The sequence below is a fragment of the Streptomyces sp. NPDC008079 genome (assembly GCF_042957385.1).
Taxonomy (GTDB): Bacteria; Actinomycetota; Actinomycetes; order Streptomycetales; family Streptomycetaceae; genus Actinacidiphila.
This window is the reverse complement of sequence record NZ_JBIBIC010000004.1, coordinates 268,153-286,110: the sequence shown is the minus strand read 5'-3', so window position 1 is coordinate 286,110 and position 17,958 is coordinate 268,153. Positions and strand designations below refer to the sequence as shown.

Sequence of the window (17,958 nt, the reverse complement as noted above, 5' to 3'; positions counted from 1 at the left end):
GGCCGGACGCCGCTCGGCCGCGAATCGGAGACCGAAGCTTGAGCGCTCGGAGTGTGCAGGTTGTACGGCCTCACCCGCACCAGGGGCTTCGACGGGAACCTGTGAAGATGCTGGCTGCGCCAGAACGGGCGTCGGGGACTTGAAAACACCGGTGCCGGACCGTCCTGGTCGACAGACGGTCGAGCCGAGCGCCGTGCTCGGCCGACGCCGTAGCGCCCAAGCGCCACTGCCAGTGCGTCGGCGATGTCAGCGAGATTGACGAGATCGCCCTCGACCCGCAGCGGGTTGATGGGGATCACCGCGATGCCGTAGCAGCCCGTCGCGGCAACTGAAGTTCTCCGCCGCCGCACCAGGCCCGTCCCGCGTGGCGTCAGCAATTGTAAACGTCCCGGCGCATTTAACACCTCCGTCACCGGCTTCTCTACACGTCCCCTGCGGAGAGTTGGTTAATGGGCGTGTTGCGGCCGTCCTCGAACTCATCGAATGAACTGGAGGGTGCATATGAATGCTGATTCTGACTGTCCGTGCGGTGCGCACTCGGCCCTGCGGGACTCTGTGCCGGGCGCGAGCCAGCGGGTGTTTGACCTTGACGAGATCCGGGCGGACTTTCCCATCCTTTCGCGCCGGGTCGGAAGCGGTGTTCCGCTGGTGTATCTGGACAGCGCGGCCACCGCACAGAAGCCGGAGATGGTCCTGGCGGCCGAGGCCGACTTCTACCGTCTACACAACGCCAATGTGCACCGAAGTTCCCACCAGGTGGCGCGTGAGGCGACGGATCTGCTGGAGCGGGGGCGGGCCAGGATCGCCGGCTTCATCGGTGCCCGGCCGCAGGACATGGTCTTGGTGAAGAATGCCTCCGAAGGACTCAATCTCGTCGCATACGCGTTGGCGAACGCCTCCCGTGCGGAGCGTGAGTTGCGGTCCATGGCGCTGGGGCCGGGTGACCGCGTGGTCATCACCGAGATGGAACACCACTCGAACCTGATGCCCTGGCAGCAGTTGTGCCGCCAGACCGGTGCGGAGCTGGCGTGGCTGACGATCACTCAAGAAGGGCGACTGGATCTGGACAACCTCGACGAGGTGGTCAACGAGCGCACCAAGGTTGTGGCCTTCACTCACCAGTCGAACGTGTACGGCACGGTGAACCCCTTGTCGGTGCTGGTGAAACGCGCCAAGGAGGTGGGGGCGCTGACGGTCCTGGACGCGTGTCAGTCGGTGCCGCACTTCCCCGTCGACGTCACCGAACTCGGGGTGGACTTCCTGGCGTTCTCCGGGCACAAGATGTGCGGCCCCACCGGGATCGGGGTGTTGTGGGGGAGAGGGGAACTCCTGCGGGCGCTTCCACCGTTCCTGACGGGCGGGGAGATGAATGACACCGTCGCCATGGGGCACTCCACCTACGCCGACCCGCCGCAGCGATTCGAGGCCGGCACTCCCATGATCGCCCAAGCCATCGGACTCGCCGCCGCCTGCGCCTACCTCGACACGCTGGGCCGCGACCGGATCGCCGAGCACTGCGCCCGACTGACCGCCCGCGCGCTCGAAGGGCTGGCGAACATCCCGGGCGCCCGGATCGTCGGCCCCGCTGACAGCCGTGATCGCGGGCCAGCGATCTCTTTTGCGGTCAAGGGACGCTTTCCCGACGAGATCGGAGAACACCTGGACGAGCGCGGGATCGCCATCCGCGTCGGTCACCTGTGTGCCCGTCCGGCGTGTGTGCGCTTCGGACTGCCCGCCACCACTCGCGCTTCCTTCTACGCCTACAACACCGAGGACGAGATCGACGTGTTCCTCGAGGCGGTCGCTGAACTCGCCGAACACACCGGGCATCAGGCGGGCGGTCCACCCACACGGGAGAAGGCGGAGGCGCGTGCGGTCGCCTCTCCCGAGCCCGCGGCGGATTCGGCCCCGTCTGAGCTGGTGACGGCCTTTTCCGACCGGGTGTTCACCGACGCGGCGACCGCGGTGGGAGGACTGGCTGTCTCACTCGGCGACCGCCTGGGTCTGTACCGGGCGATGGCCGGCGCGGGACCGCTGACACCGGCCCAACTCGCCGAACGGACCGGTACTCAGGAGATCTACGTACGCGAGTGGCTGCACACCCAGTACGGCGCCGGATACGTGGTATCACCCGGCACCGAAGCGGACGGTCAGCGCAACTACGAGCTCCCCGACGCCCATGCCCAGGTCCTCGCTCACCCCGACGCCCCAACAGCCGGCGTCGGCATCTTCACCGCACTGCAAACCCTCTACCGGGTCGAAGACCGGCTCGCCCAGTGCTTCCGCACCGGCGAGGGCGTGGACTGGAGTGAATACCCGCCACAGATGTTCCGAGCCGTGGCGCGGTTCTTCCGGCCGGCCTACAACGCGAACATCGTCACTCGGTGGCTGCCCGCCCTCCAGGGAGTGCGCGAGCGCCTCGACAGCGGCGCCCAGGTCGCCGACATCGGCTGCGGGGTCGGCTACTCCACCATGCTGATGGCAGCGGCCTTCCCTCGATCTGCGTTCGACGGATACGACTACCACGCCGAGTCCATCGACCGGGCTGCGATCATCGCCGAAGAGCGCGACCTCGACGACCGCGTTCACTTCCACACCGTCGCCGCCGCCGACCTTGACGCCGACCGCCCGGCTTACGACCTGGTGACCTTCTTCAACTGCCTCCACGATATGGGTGACCCTCTCGCGGCCCTGAAAGGTGCACGCCGCATCCTCAAGCCGGCAGGCACGGTCATGCTCGTCGAACCCAACGGAGAGGCGGATCCGACGATGAACACGCACCCCGTCAGCAAACTCTTCATGGCGCTGTCCGTAGGGTTGTGCTTGCCCGCAGCGGTCGCCCAGCACGGCCCCCAGGCCCTGGGCAACCACGCAGGCGAACACGCGCTGCGTTCGCTGGCCCGAGAAGCCGGCTTCGCCCACTGGCGCCGTGCCGCCGAAACACCGCGGAGTGCCGTCTACGAAATCCGCGCCTGAACCCGGCGGGTAAGGGCGATGCCCACCTGTACCCCCAGGGGGGCACACCGCGAGGCGGTATCCGTTCAGTCGCCCCGTCTCTCGGCTCGGTACCACCGCGCCGCCCTGGCATCGGGCGTCGGTATCTGCCGGTAGCGCCACCGTCGGGAGGGGCGGCCTGTCCAATCCCTCCGCGGAACGACGCCGGGCCTGGGCCGGCGCGCCCACTGCGAAGGCCGGGGGAGGTCTGGATGGAGGGGCTCCGCCTTCTGTGCCTCCAGCATATGCCGTGGCCAGTCACGGGCGATTTGCCTATATGTCAACTTCCGCAAGGCCCCTCCCGTCCAGGTGCTCAGTCTCCGCATACGGCGCGGTACTACAGGTGCGCTCCGATCTCGTCCATGCGTCCGTCTGCCGACCGGAGGCCGGTAGTTTCAGTCGGGGAGGTCCTGGCCGACCGGAGGACGTGCTGGATGTCGTACTTCCGTGTCCGGTACTGCCGTTGGACGACGCTGAGCGGACCCAGCCCGGAAAGGGCGGTGAGGATCTGCCGGGTGAGGTGGGCGGAGTCGGGGCCACGTTCGACGAGCCCCAGGGTCGGTGCCTGCGCCAGATCGTCGGGGTGCAGGTCGCCGAGTCCGTCGATGTGCCGGTGCCGCTTGGGAGGCACGATGGCCCCGGCAGCGGGGAAGGGGCCGTGCCCGACGGTGATGAGCAGGTCGCTCGCGTCCGTGACCGAGGCGGACGCGGCACGGAAGTCCGATTCCGCGTAGCACCACTGGTCGGGATGCTGCCCGCGCAGCCTGGGGAAGCGAGTCCGCAAGACGCCGAGGATCTCTGCGGCCGGCTCGACCGGGGTGCACGGAGAGAGGACGAATGACAGCCGGTCGGGGTCCGTCGGCTGGAAGTGACGGGCGTGCTCCACGGTGGCGATGACGGTGACGGCGGTCCCACGTTCCCCTGCGGCACCGGGCACCTGGGGCACTCCGGACCGCCCGAGCACCACCACCGTCTCGCCCCGGGCGAGGAAGTCGGCCGTCAGCATCTGGCTTGCGAGGCGGTGCGGGCATTGCCGGGACGCCCGCCCGCTCGGCAGGCTGCGGAGCGGGCGGGCGTCCTGAGCGGATCCGGCAGAAGCGGCCGGTCCGCGGAACAGCCCGGCGCACCGCTCGTCGGCGGAAACCAGAAGCACGCGCCGGGTCCTCATCGCCCGCGTCCACCGGTGCACCGCGTCCTCGGCCTCCTGCCAGTGCCCGGCAGACGCGACGGCGATGCCCACTGCCGTACCGTCGGGTTCGAGGTACGTAGTCCCGAAGACGGCTTCCGTGTCCCGCCGCGTCGGACCGTGAGAGTCGAGGGCTCCGAACGGCTCTTCCCGCACCTCGGCTCCCGCGCGTCCAAGCCACTCCGTCACCACGCCGGACGCCGGACACCGCACCTCGCCCCTGGTGGGATGGAGGAAAGTCGTGGCGATACGGAAGTCCGCAGTGGAGCGGTCCGCTGTGACATTGAAGCGCTCGGTCTTACGTGTCCTGTTCATGCCCAGCCCTGCCTTACGCGATCTGTCCTATGTCCCAGTCATAGGACTGGCTCAAATCAGCAGAGCACAGACAGGTCTGCGCATAAAGGAAAAGGCCCGCTTTCGAATATCTTTCCGGAGATTCCCAGCCACCTTTGACGGGCTGCGGTCAGCAGCGCACGGGGCCGTACTCCGCCGTGACCTGGGCTAGTTCGGAGGGGGACGTTTGCCCTGGCTTGCGCGGGCGGCGGTCAGAACGGCCGTGGTGGACGCCGGGCGCCCGCGTAGCCCGGCGGCGCGGGCGCTGACGCGGGCAATTCGACCGATTTCTGCCTCCGGCGCTGTCCTGCGGCCGGGTCGGCAGAGGGCTGGCCGGGCGGCGGGCCCGGCATGCGCGGCTTGAGAGCCGGCGCAGCCCAGTGCCGCACTGATAGTTCACCGACCCGACCCTTGTCGAGCCGTTCTCGACCGGTGCCTTCCTCAGCGCATGCCGGACGTCGCGCCGTCCCGGTCCGGGATCAGCGCGCTGTTCCGGCGCAGTAAGGCCGCGACTGCCGGAAGCGTACGGTAGGGGCGCAAGCGTGCGGCCAACTCGTTGCGGGCCCGGTCTATGCGCCGGGAGGTGAGGCCGGGGATGAGATCCAGGAAGCCGTGCCAGGTCTGGCATGCCGCTTCCACGTGGCCCTGGGCGAGTTGGCGCTCGGCCAGGCGCGCGAGCAGGATGGCCTGCGAGCGGGCCTCGCCAGGTCGGCGTAGGCGTACGGACCGTTCCAGCGCGAGGAGCGTGTCCTTCTTCTGCCCCAGGTAATGCATCACCACAGCTTCCTGATGGGCGAAGGCGGCGGTGTCGAACGCTCCGACGTCGTGGGGCGCGTTCGATGTCCGGCCGAGGTTGCTTTCGGCCTGGCCCAGCAGGCGCAATGCCTCCTTCTTGTTGCCGGACGCCGCCTCGGCCACGCCCAGCTGTCCGATGAGGCTGGCCCGGACGTGGCGCGGGGCCTGCCGGGCGCCTCGCGCTACTGCGGCCTCGGCCAGGACGCGAGCGTTGGCGAAGTATCCGAGGGCGCGGGACTGGACGCTCAGCGCACGCAGGGCCAGCGCTGCGCCTGTTTGGTCGTCGGCGCCCTCGCACAGGCTGAGGCTCAGCCGGTAGAGGGACTGAGCGGTGCCCTGGCGCTCGTCGTCGAAGTTCATGAAACCGCACAGGTAGGTCAACCGGGCAGCGGTCGTGAGCAGTTCACGGCGGACACCGGGCGAGGCCGGGGCCGACAGCCAGGGCGCGACGGTGTGGGCCAGGAACCCCTGGAGCGCGGGCCTGGCGTGTCCGCCCCCGAAGGTGCGGTCCGCAACGGAGAACAAAGTGACCATCGAGCCGGCCCAGCGCAGTTCGGCGGCGGACGGGGCCAAACCCTCAACAGCCGCACCGTCCGGCCAGGCCATCGGGATCTCCTCGGTGCCGGGCAGGCTCGCTGCCCGATAAATGCGCGTGGCCCCGGCCGCGGTGGACGGCTTGTCGAGACTCGTCAGCAGGACACTCCTCCAGTGGACGCTGTTCTCCTGCTCAGCGGTCGACGCCGGGGCCGGTTTCTTTGCAAATCCTGCGTCGAGCGGCGTAACCCTGCGGCCCAGGCGGAGCGTCAGAACCTCCGCGACCAGGTCGGAGACGGGCGGACGGGGCGTGGTGCCCGCCAACCACTGGGATACCGACGCCCGCTGGTAAGACAGCGCCAGCCCGGATGATCGGCCGGCCCGGTTGACGGCTTGGGCGAGTTGCTCACCCGTCCACCCGGCCTCGGCCAGCAGCGCCCGTAACTGCGAATTCGGCACGTTCAGTTTTGCCATGACGGCTCCTCGGCGAACGGCGGGAACGCCCTGCGACCGCGGGTGGAGGGAACCCGTCGCTATGGCGCTCGCTCTGGGAGCGTGCTCTCGCCCGAAGCAGGCTGTCAAACTCCTGGCGTCGTTGTCGGCCGAGGAGATCAGCAGCGTTCCCGGCTGGCCTCGCCGGTCGTCAGCTCCTCCCCGTGAGCTGCTTGGCGGTGAGCAGCCCCGCGTGCGGGGCGTCCAGATAGGGGCGCCAGAACGTGTCGGGGCCAGCCGCGGCCGCGTCCGACAGCCGGTGCCTGTGCCACTGGGAGGGACCGAATCCGGTCTCGGCGAGAGCCTTTTCCAGGGTTGGTGCGCTCCAGTAGTGCGCGGTGACATGGGTGTCGTAGGAGCCGGAGAGGATGTGCAGGTCGACCTCGCCGCCGTCCTCGCGCCCGTGGAGGGGGTTCAGCCGGAAGCCGTAGCGGGAGTAGTAGTCGGGGTCGGCGGGAAGGTCTGGATGGATCGGGAGCGTCACTAACTCCCCTCCCGTGCGCAGCGCTCCGGCCGCGGTCCGGAACAGGTCCACCAGTTCCGGATAACTGCTCGCGTACGGCAGCACGTAGACGGCCAGCACCAGGTCGAACGTGCCGTGCAGTTCGGCGGGCAGCGGACCGGCGACGTAGCGGATACCGAGCCGCTCGGCCTCCTCGCGGCGCCGGGCGTAGCCGATCATCCCTGCCGACTCGTCCAGCCCGGTCACCGCGAACGCGCCGCGTCCGGCCAGCATGCGGCTGTACACCCCGCTGCCGCAGCCGAGGTCCAGGACCTTCCGCTCGGCGTTCACCGTGCCGACTGCCCCCAGGACTGTGGGGAACTCCAGGTGCTGGCGGAAGGGTAGGGCCGAGAAGTCCTCGTAGAGCTGGGCCAGGGCATCGAACTGACTTGACATCATGTCGTCACGTCTTTTCCTTGCTGGAGGACGGAGGAGGCGGCCGGGGTTCCGTGCCGCAGCGCGGAGTCCCCGGGGAGGGCGGCCCGCGGTTGACCCGGCCCCGCGCGCCGGGGTCAGCCGGCCGGGAGGTGGCCCATGTCGGTCCAGTGCGCGGCAATGTAGGCCGTGCACTCCTGGCGGCGCGCGGAGCGGACCACCGCGGACCAGCCGTCCGGGATCTCGGCGAAGGCCGGCCACAGGGAGTACCGGCCCTGTTCGTTGAGCAGCACGTGGAACGTGCCGTCCTGGTCGTCGAAGGGGCTGTCGGTCATCGCTGTCTCCTGATCAGTCGTCCTTAGGTGCGACGGGGGCGAGGAATCCGCTGCGGGTGAGCTCCCGGACGTATTTCGGGAGCAGTTCGTCGGTGGTGGGGCACGCCTGGCCGGTCAGCGCCCTGACGGTGTCCCAGGTCCGCGTGCAGGACAGCGCTGGCATCCGGTCCTCAAGGTAGAGCTCGAGGACGCTGGTGCCGGACTGCTCCAGGCGTTCGGTGAACAGCGGCAGGAACGGCGCTATCTGGGACTCGGCGTCCCGCGCGGCGTGCGCGGCCAGACGGTCCACCCATATCTTCCACGGGACGGTGTCGACGCTGTGGCCGGCTTGGTTGAGGTGCTCGATGAGGTCTTCCAGCAGGGCGTAGCGCGGGCTGTTGAGGTGGTAAGCAGAGCCGTTGGCCGGACGGTCCAGCGAGAGCCGGACGATGGCGCGGGCAACAGTGTCCACCGGGGTGAAGTCCATCGGCAGCCGTATGTCGGGGGCGGCTCCGACATCGGTGAAAGACTTGATGAGGCTGCACAGGAAGCCGTCGGTCTTCCACGCCCCCGTTCGGGAGTGGCCGGTGACGTCGTGCGGCCGGTAGATGGCGAAGGGCAACCCGAGGGCTCCGGCCTTTCGGATCAGCTCCTCGGCCACCCACTTGGTCTCGGGGTACCCCATGAAGAGGTGCTCGGGGTGGACAGGGATGCTGCCCTCGTGGACGCCCCGGACACCGGACAGGCCGGCGGCCGAGAAGACCGCCTGGGTGGAGACGTAGTGGACGGACTTCGTCCGGCCGACGGCGGCGAACCGGACGACCTCCCTCGTGCCGCCGACGTTCACCGGGGAGAGGGCGGAGTAAGGGTAGAGGAAGTTCACTTGTGCGCCGTTGTGGTAGACGAGGTCCGTCTCCTCGGCGAGCCACCGGTAGCGCTCCGGGGTGAGACCCAGGCGGTCGGCGGCCAGATCCCCGGCGACGGCGACGATCCGCGAGGCGTCCCGGTCCGCGACTTCCAGGCCGTTGCCCCGCAGGGCCGACCTGACCCGCAGCAGTGCCTGTGCGTCGTCCGCGGCCCGCACCAGGCAGTGCACCGTCAGATCCGTGTCCGCCAGGAGGGCGGCGATCAGGTGGGCGCCGAGGAAGCCGGTCGCCCCGGTCAGCAGTGCCTGGCGGGGGCCGCTCGCGCGGGACGCCAGCGTCGCGGCGAAGTCGAGAGCGGTGCCCGGGTCCGACTCGGCGGCGAAGTCGGGGAGGATGCGCCGCCGGGCCGGTACGGAAGGCGCGGCGCGGGCGGTGCGCACGGCCGCGGTCAGTGCGTCAGGGGTCGGGTTGGCCAGCAGCGCCTGGAGTACGGCGCGGCTGTCCTCGGGGCGCAGTCCGAACGCCTTGACCGTGCGGGCGACCAGCCGGGTGGCCTGGAGCGAAGTGCCGCCGTGCGCGAAGAAGTCGTCACGCGGTCCGGCTCGGCGGCCGCCCAAGGAGTGCGCCCACAGAGCGAGCACCTGTTCGCCGGTGTCGTCCTGCGGCGCCGCAGCGGGCGAGGCCGCGGCAGGAGTGAGGGGCCTGGCGGCGAGAGCGGCCCGGTCGGTCTTCCCGCTGGTGGTGAGCGGAAGCCGGTCCAGCCGGACCAGTACGTCGGGCACGAGGTGCGGGGGCAGCTCGGCGGCCAGGTATCCGCGGACAGACTCGGCGGAGGGGCCAGCGCCGTCGACGGTGAAGTAGCCGACGAGGCGCTTGTCGGCGGGTGAGTCCCCGTGGACGACGACGGCGGTCCGGCCCACCTGGGGATGGCGGGTCAGCGCGGCCTCCACCTCGCCCGGTTCGATGCGGCGCCCGCGAACTTTCACCTGATCGTCGTTGCGCCCGGCGAAGACCAGGTTGCCGTCCGCCGACCGGAAGCCGAGGTCGCCGGTGCGGTACATCCGCTCGCCGGGGAGCCCGAATGGGCAGGCGACGAAGCGGGCGGCCGTCAGCACCGGCCTGGCGACGTATCCGTCCCCGACGCCCTCCCCTGAGATGTACAGCTCGCCGACGGTTTCGTCCGGCACTTCGCGCAGACGCGCGTCGAGCACGGACACCCGGCTGCCTCCGAGCGGGCGGCCGATCGGCACCGGGTCCCGCACATCGCCCTGGAGCCGGAGCCGGTGGCTGGTGGCCGCTACGGTGGTCTCGGTGGGGCCATAGGCGTCCACGACGGTGAGATCGGGGCAGTGCGCCAGCACCTCGCGCACCGCGGCGGCCGGTACCGCCTCCCCGCCGGTCCACAGCTCCCGGACGCCTGCCAGGCAGCCCGGATCCTCTTGGGCAACCAGTTGCAGCAGGCTTGCGGTGAGCAGCAGCGAGGTGATGCGGTACTTCGCGATGCAGTGGGCCAGCCCGGCGATGTCCAGTGGTCCGTCCGGTGCCAGCACCGCCTGGTGGCCGCTGAGCAGCGGCGCCCACAGCTCGTACGTCGAGGCGTCGAACCCGTACGATGAGTGGACCAGCACCCGGCTGTGCGCGGCACTGCGCAAGCGGGGGTCCAGGACCAGCGCAGCGATGTTGGCCTGGGTGACCATCACGCCCTTGGGGGCGCCGCTGGAACCGGACGTGAACATCACATATGCCAGGTCACTCGCGGCCGGCGGGCGGGTGCGCTCGGCGTCGCCCAGGTCGTCGGGGGCGGCCGCAGCCAGTTCCCTCGCCGTCTGCGGGGCGTCCAAGAGCAGCACGTTTGCGGCGAGGCCGTCAGGCAGCCGGTCGAGCAGGCGGCTCTCGGTGAGGGTGAGCGCCGGGGCCGTGTCCGCCGCCATCTGCGCCAGTCGCGCTGGCGGATGGCCCGGATCGAGCGGCAGATAGGCCCCGCCAGCCTTCACCACTGCCAGGACGGCGACGATCTGGTCCGTCGAGCGCGGCAGCAGCAGGGCGGCGGTCGTACCGGGACCGACGTGCCGGTCCACCAGAAGGCGGGCCAGTCGGTTTGCGCGGGCGTTCAACTGCCCGTACGTCAGCGCGCCGTGGGCGCCGCCGATCGCGGCCTCATTGCTGTGCGCGGCGGCCTGGCGTTCGAAGAGGTGTGACAACGGCGGGGTGGTGGTCATGGAGCGGGGTTCCTTTCCGTGCGGGCCGGGTGGGCGGTGGGCGTCGCGAAGGATGCGGCCAGGAGCCGGCTGAGCGATAGTCCCGGGTCACTCACGGCGGCGGTGAGGAAGCGCCTGAGCCGGCCGAGGACCCCGACGACCGTGCCCCTGTCGTACAGCCTCGGGTCGTACTCGGCGTCGCAGGTGAGGCCGAACAGTTCGCCGGCGGGGTCGCGCCGCTCCCAGAACTCCAGCAGCAGGTCGAACTTCACGGCCCCGTTGTGGGGCACAATGACGTGGGCCGGACGGACGCCCAGATCGACGGTCGGCCAGGGGATGTTCTGGAGCACGACGACTGTCTGGAACAACGGGTTGCGGCCGAGACTCCGCGGCGGGTTGAGCCGTTCCACGACCCGTTCAAAGGGGACGTCCTGGTGCTCGAACGCAGCCAGCACCGTGCTCCGGACGCGGTCCAGGAGTCCGGCGAAGGAGGGGTCGCCGGATGTGTCGGTGCGTAATGTGAGGGAGTTGACGAAGAAGCCGATCGCCTCCTCCCACCGCGGGTCGCTCCGGCCGGCCGTCACCGTGCCCAGCGGGAGGTCTGTGGCTGCGGCCGACTCGGCCAGCACTGCGGCCACCCCGGCCTGGAGCACCATGAACAGCGTCGCCCCGTTGCCGCGTGCCAGCGCGACCAGCTCTCGGTGCAGGGCGGCGGGCCAGAAGGCGCCTACCGAGCCGCTGCCGCCGCCCATTCTCGCGCCCGGCGTCCTGGGGCGGTCGTACAGCCCCGGGAGTTCGGCGGGCAGATCCGCCAGCGTCTTCTCCCAGAAGGCGAGCTGGTCGGCGGCGGGCCCGGCGGGGTCGGCGCCGGCCCCGAAGGCCCGGTCCTGTCAGACGGTGAAGTCGGCGTACTGCGCGGGTGCTTCGCGCGGTGCCTCGGCCCGCCCGGCAAGAACGGCCCGGTAGGCGGCCGCCAGATCCCTGGCCAGCGGCCCCACGGACCAACCGTCGCACGCGATGTGATGCACGACCAGCACCAGGACCGACCCGGCGAGGTCGGACCGGCCGCGCAACAGCCACGCCCGTAGAGGCGCTTGACGGGTGAGGTCGAACGGCTCGGCCACTGCCTCCCGCACCGCGACATCGATCCCGTCCGGCTCGACGCGCTGCGTCCGTAGCGCCAACGGGCAGTCGCCGGGCGCCAGGACGTGCTGGACGGGCTCCCCGTCCAGCACCGGGAAGATAGTGCGCAGGCTCTCATGTCGCTCGACCAAGGCGCTCAGCGCCGCCCGCAGGCCGTCCGGGTCCACCGGGCCGTCCACCGGAATGAGCAGCGGCACGTGGTAGGCGGGGCCGGGGTCGAGCTGGTTGAGGTGCCAGAGCCGGGCCTGGCCGGGGGACAGCGGAAGCGGGTCAGGGCGCCGCTCCATGCGGCGCGGGCCCGCTTCCGGCGGCCTCGGTCCGCTTCCGGGATCCCCGCGGCGGGCCGCGCTGACCAGGTCGGCGACCGCGCCGAGCGAGCCGGCATCAAAGACGGTGCGGATCGGGAGGCCGACGCCGAACTCGCGGCGCAGCAAGTAGGTGAACCGGGTGATCTGGAGAGAGTTGGCGCCCGCGTCGAGGAAGGCGGCGCCCTGCTCCACCGGGGGCAGCCCCAGCGCGCTCCACAACGCGGCGACCCGGTTCCGTGGCTCGTCGTCCCCGGCTGCGGCGTTCGTCGGCCCGTCCGGCAGCGGGCGGTCCGCGAGGAGGGCGCGGTCCACCTTGCCATGGGCGTTGAGGGGCAGCGCGTCCAACGGGATGACGGCGTCCGGCACCAGGTGGGGCGGCAGCGTACGGCGCAGGGAGGCCCGGATCGCGGCGCCCTCTAGGGCGCCGCGCGGACGTACGTACGCCACCAGCCGTTTGTCGTCGGGGCCTGTCTGATGGACGACCACGGCCGCCTGCGCCACCTCCGGCTTGCCCAGCAGGGCGGCCTCGACCTCGCCGGGCTCGATGCGGTGCCCGCGCACTTTGACTTGGGCGTCGGCGCGGCCTATGAAGTCCACGGCGCTCTCCGGCAGCGAGCGTACGAGGTCGCCGGTGCGGTACATCCGCTCGCCCGGCGCGCCGAAGGGACAGGCCACGAAGCGCTCGGCCGTGGTCTCCGGTCGGCGCAGGTACCCGCGGGCGACTCCCGCCCCGGCGATGAAGAGCTCGCCGACCTCTCCGGCCGCCACCGGCCGTAACCGGGTGTCAAGTACGAAGAGCCGCTCCGTGTCGAGCGGGCCGCCGATCGGGATGGACGGACCGGCCGCGTCCGCTGTGGTAACTCGCTGCTGGGTGGCGAAGGTGGTGGTCTCGGTCGGGCCGTACACATGACGCAGCACGGTGTGCGGAGCGGCGCGAAGGAAAGCCCGCATGGCCTGCGGTGAACAGGTCTCGCCGCCCGTCAGTACCTCGTCCAGACCTGCGAGGGCCGCCGGGGCGAAGCCGGTGATGACGTTGAACAGCGCCGTGGTGAGGAAGACGGCCGAAGCGCCGCTCGCGGTGACGACGGCGCCCAGCCGGTCGGAGTCGAGGGCGTCCGCCATCATTATGGCCCGGCCGCCGTTCAGCAGCGGCACCCACAGTTCGTAAGTCGCGGCGTCGAAGGTTTGCGGGGAGTGCACGAGCACCGCGCGGTGCGCGGGAGTGCTGAAAAGGCGGTCGGAGGCGAGCGCGAGGATGTTGGCGTGTGTGGTGATCACCCCCTTGGGGCGCCCGGTGGAACCGGAGGTGTACATCACATATGCCGAGTCGTCACCGCTGCCGCTCATAGGCCCGCGCCCATCCTCCGTACGGCCCCGGCGCGTCCCGGTGAGGGAGCGCAGGAACGCCGGGTCGTCCAGGACGATCCATGCGGCCCGGCCGGCCGTCGTGTCGGTACCGAGGCGAGCGGCGATCCCCCGTCGGGTGACCAGCGCGGCGGGTTTCGCGTCGTTGAGCATCAGGGCGATCCGGTCCTCCGGATAGGCTGCGTCGAGCGGGAGGTACGCCGCTCCGGCCTTGAGGATCGCCAGCACTGTGACGGCGTAGTCGGCCGAGCGTGGGAGGGCGAAGGCGACGATGTCGCCGGCCCGGACGCCGTGCGCGGCAAGTAGCGCGGCGAGGCGGTCGGCGCGCGCGTCCAGTTGTGCGTAGGTTAGCTCGCCGTCGTCCCCGGCCACCGCGACAGCGTCCGGCGCCACCCGCGCCTGCCGCTCGAAAGCCGTCGGTACGGTGAGGGCCGGTTCAGCTGCCATGGTGGCATCGGCCGGTATCTGCGCACTCGTCACACTCACGTCCTTGGCGTTGTGTCCTGACAGATGGCTGCGGTCTCCTGGCTGGGATCCGTGCTGATCCGATGACGGCTGCCAGGGACGGAATCCGCAGGCTCGGCAGCTCCGCGGGCCCGTCAAGGAAAGTGACGATGCCGGCTCGGACCGTACCGGCGCGTCCCGGCCGGTGCGTGCTGCGGACTCCTCCCAGCTTGGTGCGGCGACCTTGCCGAATACGGGGTCTGCCAGATCGGGACTGTTAAAATGTCGGCGCTGTCAACAACAGACCGACCATGCGCGGGCGGCAGCGGTGGCCCGGACGAGAACGCCGAGGCGGTTCTTGACCGTCGGGCGGCGGGCGCCGTCGGCGATCCACGCCGACGGTGTGGTCGAGGTCGCCGTTAGCGGCGTGCGACGTCGGCGTCGGTGGCGCCGGTGCGTGACCACCACAGCCAGACCGGCTTGTTCACCCCGCCGGACGGCAGGTGCTCGACGGCCAGGCGGATGACGGTGCCCTCGATGACGGGCAGCGGGTCGTCGTAGTCCAGCCGCGCGGCCCGCTGGGCCAGCCTGGGGTGCAGGCGGTCCCATGCTGAGCGGTGGCCCTCCAGTAGAGGCGGGGGTCGGTGACCGTGACGGCCTGCACGGGGACCCAGGTGGCGGGGTCGCCGGAGACGAACTCCCCGCCGTGCTTGGGCGGCCGGCCGCCCTTCGGGCTGGACCGGAGGAACTCTTCGCCCGAGGGCGCCGGGCGGCGCATCACCCGGTCCGATCGGGTCCGGCAACAAGACCGCGACCGGCAACCCGGAACGAGCGGTTCGGCACGGTCCCGGCGTCCGGCCGAAGCCACGGCGAGACGTCCACCGCCAACACCAGCCGGCCGTCCGCCGCCCTCGGCAGCGGCACCCCCGGCCAGGACCCGCCGCGGCCGGGCGGCCTCCACCCGGCCGCGGTTCAGGCCGGCGTACAGGGAACCGTGCCCACGGCGGTGCTCGGGCGCCAGCGCCAGGTCGACCAGCGACCACGCCGGTCCGTCCGTGCAGAGCACGGCGTCGGCCAGCTCGAACAGCGCGTCCGCACGGGCGGTCAGGCGATCGTAGAAGTCGGTCAGAACTGCGTTACTGCATGACCGCCCCTCCCTCGCGCCGTGAACATCCCACATCCCATTGCACCCAGGTTGGCCGGGATTCTTCTCGCTCCTCCTCTTCGGATTGGGCAACGGTGTTTGAAGGGGCTACGGGCGGACGTTGAGCCCCACGTTTTGAGAGGAACGGGTTACGTGAAGGTACGCAGGCACATCACCACGATCACGGCCACCGTCGCGCTTGCGGGGTTGGTCGGCTTAGGTCTGGCGGCGCCAGCGCAGTCGGCCCCGCAGTCCTGGAAGTGTCGTGACGCCACCGCCTCGACCACCGGGGCGAAGATCGCTGCATCCATCTGCTGGAGCGGGAGTACGGCCAAGGTGGCTGGCCAGGTCTACGACACCAAGGCCGACAGGCACAGCGGCTGCGGAGAGATCATCAAGGCCTCCAACTCGGCCTACAACTACTGTGCTCGCAAGGGTGCGGGGACATCGGTGCACTTCGTCACCGGCGAATTCCACTACAGCCATCCCGTGTGGATCAGGGCATGCACGGAGAATGGTCCCGCATCCGGTCAGAAATGCTCGGCCTGGCACTGACGGACACGCCCGATGGCCGCCAACGTCTTGAACTGGCACGAGCCTGCACCCACAGGTTGGTCGACATGCCACCTGGGTGCGGGCCCCCGCGGGGAACGGTCACGGCGGCCGTTCCCCGAACGGAACCTCTGAGGCTGGTGTGATGGGAGGGAGCGGAGCTGCGACGCTGATCAGCGTCTCCGCCCCGGACCCACCGAAAACGCTCGGAACCTTGATCGTTCTCATGTTCTCCAGGGGCACCTTGGCCCAGGGTCTTGCCTGATTCGGAGGAACCGAGGGCTCACGTCTAATACTCCAGTCGTAGATCGTGATCTTGGTCGTGTCGGGCTCTGAGCAGTCCAGTTGGCGGGTCCCGCGATGAGGTCTGGCTGTCTGCAGGACCGCTCAAACGGGATGTAGCGTGTGGTGATATGCCGTTTCCCGATGAGCGCAGTCAGGTTGCCGTGGTTGAGTCCCGGCCTCGGTGGTCGGCGGAGTTCGAGCTGCTTGCCGAGGTATTGCGAGATGCGCTGGGTGACCTCGCGCTCGGGGTCGATCACGTGGGATCCACCTCGGTACCGGGCCTGCCGGCCAAGGACTGCATCGATGTGCAGGTGCGGATGAGGTCGATCGACGAGGCACGGGATGCACCGCTGCTCGCAGCGATCGGCTTCCGGTGTCGTCCCGAGCCGTGGAACCGCATCGAGGTCTCCGGCGGCCGGCGGTGTCACAAACTCGTCTTCGCGCCGCCGATCGGCGCACGTTCATGCAACGTCCACCTTCGGGAGGGCACCGGACCCAACGCCCGCTTTGCCCTGCTGTTTCGGGACTACCTGCGCGCGGATGAGGTCGCCCGCCGGGCGTGGGGGGTGTTCAAGCAGCGGCTGGCGCTGAGCGTGCCGAACCTGTTGGACTACGGGCAGATCAAGGCCCCCGCTACGGAGGTGCTGATGGCTGCGGCTGAACGATGGGCCACCGAAACTGGTTGGAGCGGTGTCCCAGCAGCTTGATCGAGTCTGCCGACTATCACGCGTAATTCCGGCGACCGATTGACTCGGTTGCAGGTGGGGGGCCGATGGGCGGCCGGGTGCGGCCGCCGCTGATCATCAGTGTGTGAAGACAAACGATCATGCGGTGGCCGCAGGTCACAGCGTAGACCCTGCCCGCTGGCAGGAGACGTTCGAGGGTCTAATGGGCCGGATCGCAGCCAGGTTCGCGAGGGTCGAACCGCGTCGGCGGGTGAGGCAATTGGTGCTCGGACTACTGTCGGACCTGCCGCGCAAGAACTGCTGGACCATCGCCGAGTGGGTGGGTGAGGCGACTCCGTGCGGGATGCAGCACCTGCTGGGCAGAGCCTCGTGGGACGCCGACCAGGTCCGCGACGACGTGCGCGGCTATGTGGTGGAGCATCTGCACGAGGACCAGGCGGTGCTGGTGGTCGACGAGACCGGGGATGTGAAGAAGGGCGTGGGCGCGGTCGGCGTCCAGCGCCAGTACACCGGCACGGCGGGCAGGATCGAAAACGCCCAGGTCGCCATCTACCTGGTCTACGCGGGCCAGCGCGGACACGCCGCGGTGGACCGGGAACTATACGTTCCACGTTCTTGGATCTCCGACCCCGGCCGCTGCCGCGCCGCGGGGCTGGCCGAGGACACCTCCTTCGCCACCAAGCCGGAGCTGGCCGCTCGGATGGTCGCCCGGTTCCTGGACGCCGGGCACCGGGCCGCGTGGGTTGCGGGCGACGAGGTCTACGGCGGCAACCCGAAGCTGCGAACCGCGCTGGAGGAACGCTGGACCGGCTACGTCCTCGCGGTGGCCTGCTCGCACGAAGTCACCACCGGTGCTGGAAAGTTCCGCGCGGACACCCTGGCCAAGAAGGTGCCCAAACGGGCCTGGCAGAAGCTGTCCGCCGGTGCCGGGGCGAAGGGACACCGTTTCTACGACTGGGCCGTCATCGACCTGGCCGACCCAGGTTCCGGCAGTCGCCAGCTGCTGATCCGCCGCAACCGCAGCACCGGCGAACTCGCCTACTACCGCTGCTACTCGCCCACCCCGGTCCCGCTGACCGAACTGGTGCGCGTCGCCGGATCACGATGGCGGGTGGAGGAGTTCTTCCAGTCCGGAAAGGGCCTGGCCGCACTGGACGAGCACCAGGTCCGCAGCTACACGTCATGGTCCCGCTGGGTCACCCTCGCCATGCTCGCGCACGCCTTCCTCGCCGTCGTACGCGCAGACGAACACACCCGCCCCGTACCCGATTCCCTGATACCGCTCACCTGCAACGAGATCCAGCGCCTGTTCATCGCCCTCGCCATCCGCCCCTCCCACAGCGCCGCCCACCGGCTCCGTTGGTCCACCTGGCGACGCCGCCACCAGGCCCGATCCCAGGCCAGCCACTACCTGCGACAAGCCGCCCAAGCGTGAAGATCAC

9 protein-coding genes and 2 pseudogenes are annotated in these 17,958 nt (G+C 70.1%); 4 read left to right on the top strand and 7 right to left on the bottom strand.

Annotation, left to right across the window (positions count from 1 at the left end):
- Positions 1 to 501 precede the first annotated feature (501 nt).
- A complete protein-coding gene (locus tag ACFZAM_RS12710; protein WP_391045293.1) occupies positions 502 to 2,976 on the top strand; it encodes a SufS family cysteine desulfurase in 2,475 nt (824 codons plus the stop codon).
- Positions 2,977 to 3,331: 355 nt separating this feature from the next.
- On the opposite strand, the gene ACFZAM_RS12705 is transcribed toward ACFZAM_RS12710, so the two are convergent.
- From ACFZAM_RS12705 to ACFZAM_RS12675, 7 genes and pseudogenes are all read right to left on the bottom strand, one after another.
- Entirely contained in the window at positions 3,332 to 4,234 is a 903-nt protein-coding gene (locus tag ACFZAM_RS12705) for a hypothetical protein (RefSeq protein ID WP_391045291.1), read from the bottom strand.
- 720 nt (positions 4,235 to 4,954) lie between these two features.
- Positions 4,955 to 6,316 (bottom strand): hypothetical protein, encoded by a 1,362-nt coding sequence (locus ACFZAM_RS12700; RefSeq protein ID WP_391045288.1) that lies wholly within the window; start codon positions 6,314 to 6,316, stop codon positions 4,955 to 4,957.
- 169 nt (positions 6,317 to 6,485) lie between these two features.
- The gene (locus tag ACFZAM_RS12695) at positions 6,486 to 7,235 is read right to left on the bottom strand and encodes a methyltransferase domain-containing protein (protein WP_391045285.1); all 750 of its coding nucleotides are present in this window, start codon (positions 7,233 to 7,235) and stop codon (positions 6,486 to 6,488) included.
- A 113-nt stretch (positions 7,236 to 7,348) separates the two neighbouring features.
- On the bottom strand, positions 7,349 to 7,546 hold the full coding sequence (locus tag ACFZAM_RS12690) for an MbtH family protein (protein WP_355345479.1): 198 nt from the start codon (positions 7,544 to 7,546) through the stop codon (positions 7,349 to 7,351).
- Positions 7,547 to 7,559: 13 nt separating this feature from the next.
- Positions 7,560 to 10,610 carry an amino acid adenylation domain-containing protein gene (locus ACFZAM_RS12685; protein ID WP_391045282.1) on the bottom strand — a complete coding sequence of 1,017 codons (3,051 nt, stop codon included), beginning with the start codon at positions 10,608 to 10,610 and terminating at the stop codon, positions 7,560 to 7,562.
- Positions 10,607 to 13,852, bottom strand: a pseudogene (locus tag ACFZAM_RS12680) (amino acid adenylation domain-containing protein). The gene ACFZAM_RS12685 and the pseudogene ACFZAM_RS12680 overlap by 4 nt, the downstream one beginning before the upstream one ends.
- 422 nt (positions 13,853 to 14,274) lie before the next feature.
- Positions 14,275 to 15,029, bottom strand: a pseudogene (locus tag ACFZAM_RS12675) (transposase); the annotation flags it as partial.
- 117 nt (positions 15,030 to 15,146) lie between these two features.
- On the opposite strand from ACFZAM_RS12675, the gene ACFZAM_RS12670 reads away from it, so the two are divergent.
- From ACFZAM_RS12670 to ACFZAM_RS12660, 3 genes are all read left to right on the top strand, one after another.
- Positions 15,147 to 15,548: a hypothetical protein gene (locus tag ACFZAM_RS12670; RefSeq protein WP_355345470.1), complete on the top strand. Its 402-nt coding sequence runs from the start codon at positions 15,147 to 15,149 to the stop codon at positions 15,546 to 15,548.
- A gap of 410 nt (positions 15,549 to 15,958) precedes the next feature.
- Positions 15,959 to 16,537 carry a GrpB family protein gene (locus ACFZAM_RS12665; RefSeq protein ID WP_391045279.1) on the top strand — a complete coding sequence of 193 codons (579 nt, stop codon included), beginning with the start codon at positions 15,959 to 15,961 and terminating at the stop codon, positions 16,535 to 16,537.
- A gap of 181 nt (positions 16,538 to 16,718) precedes the next feature.
- Positions 16,719 to 17,951 carry an IS701 family transposase gene (locus tag ACFZAM_RS12660; protein WP_391045276.1) on the top strand — a complete coding sequence of 411 codons (1,233 nt, stop codon included), beginning with the start codon at positions 16,719 to 16,721 and terminating at the stop codon, positions 17,949 to 17,951.
- Positions 17,952 to 17,958: the final 7 nt, after the last annotated feature.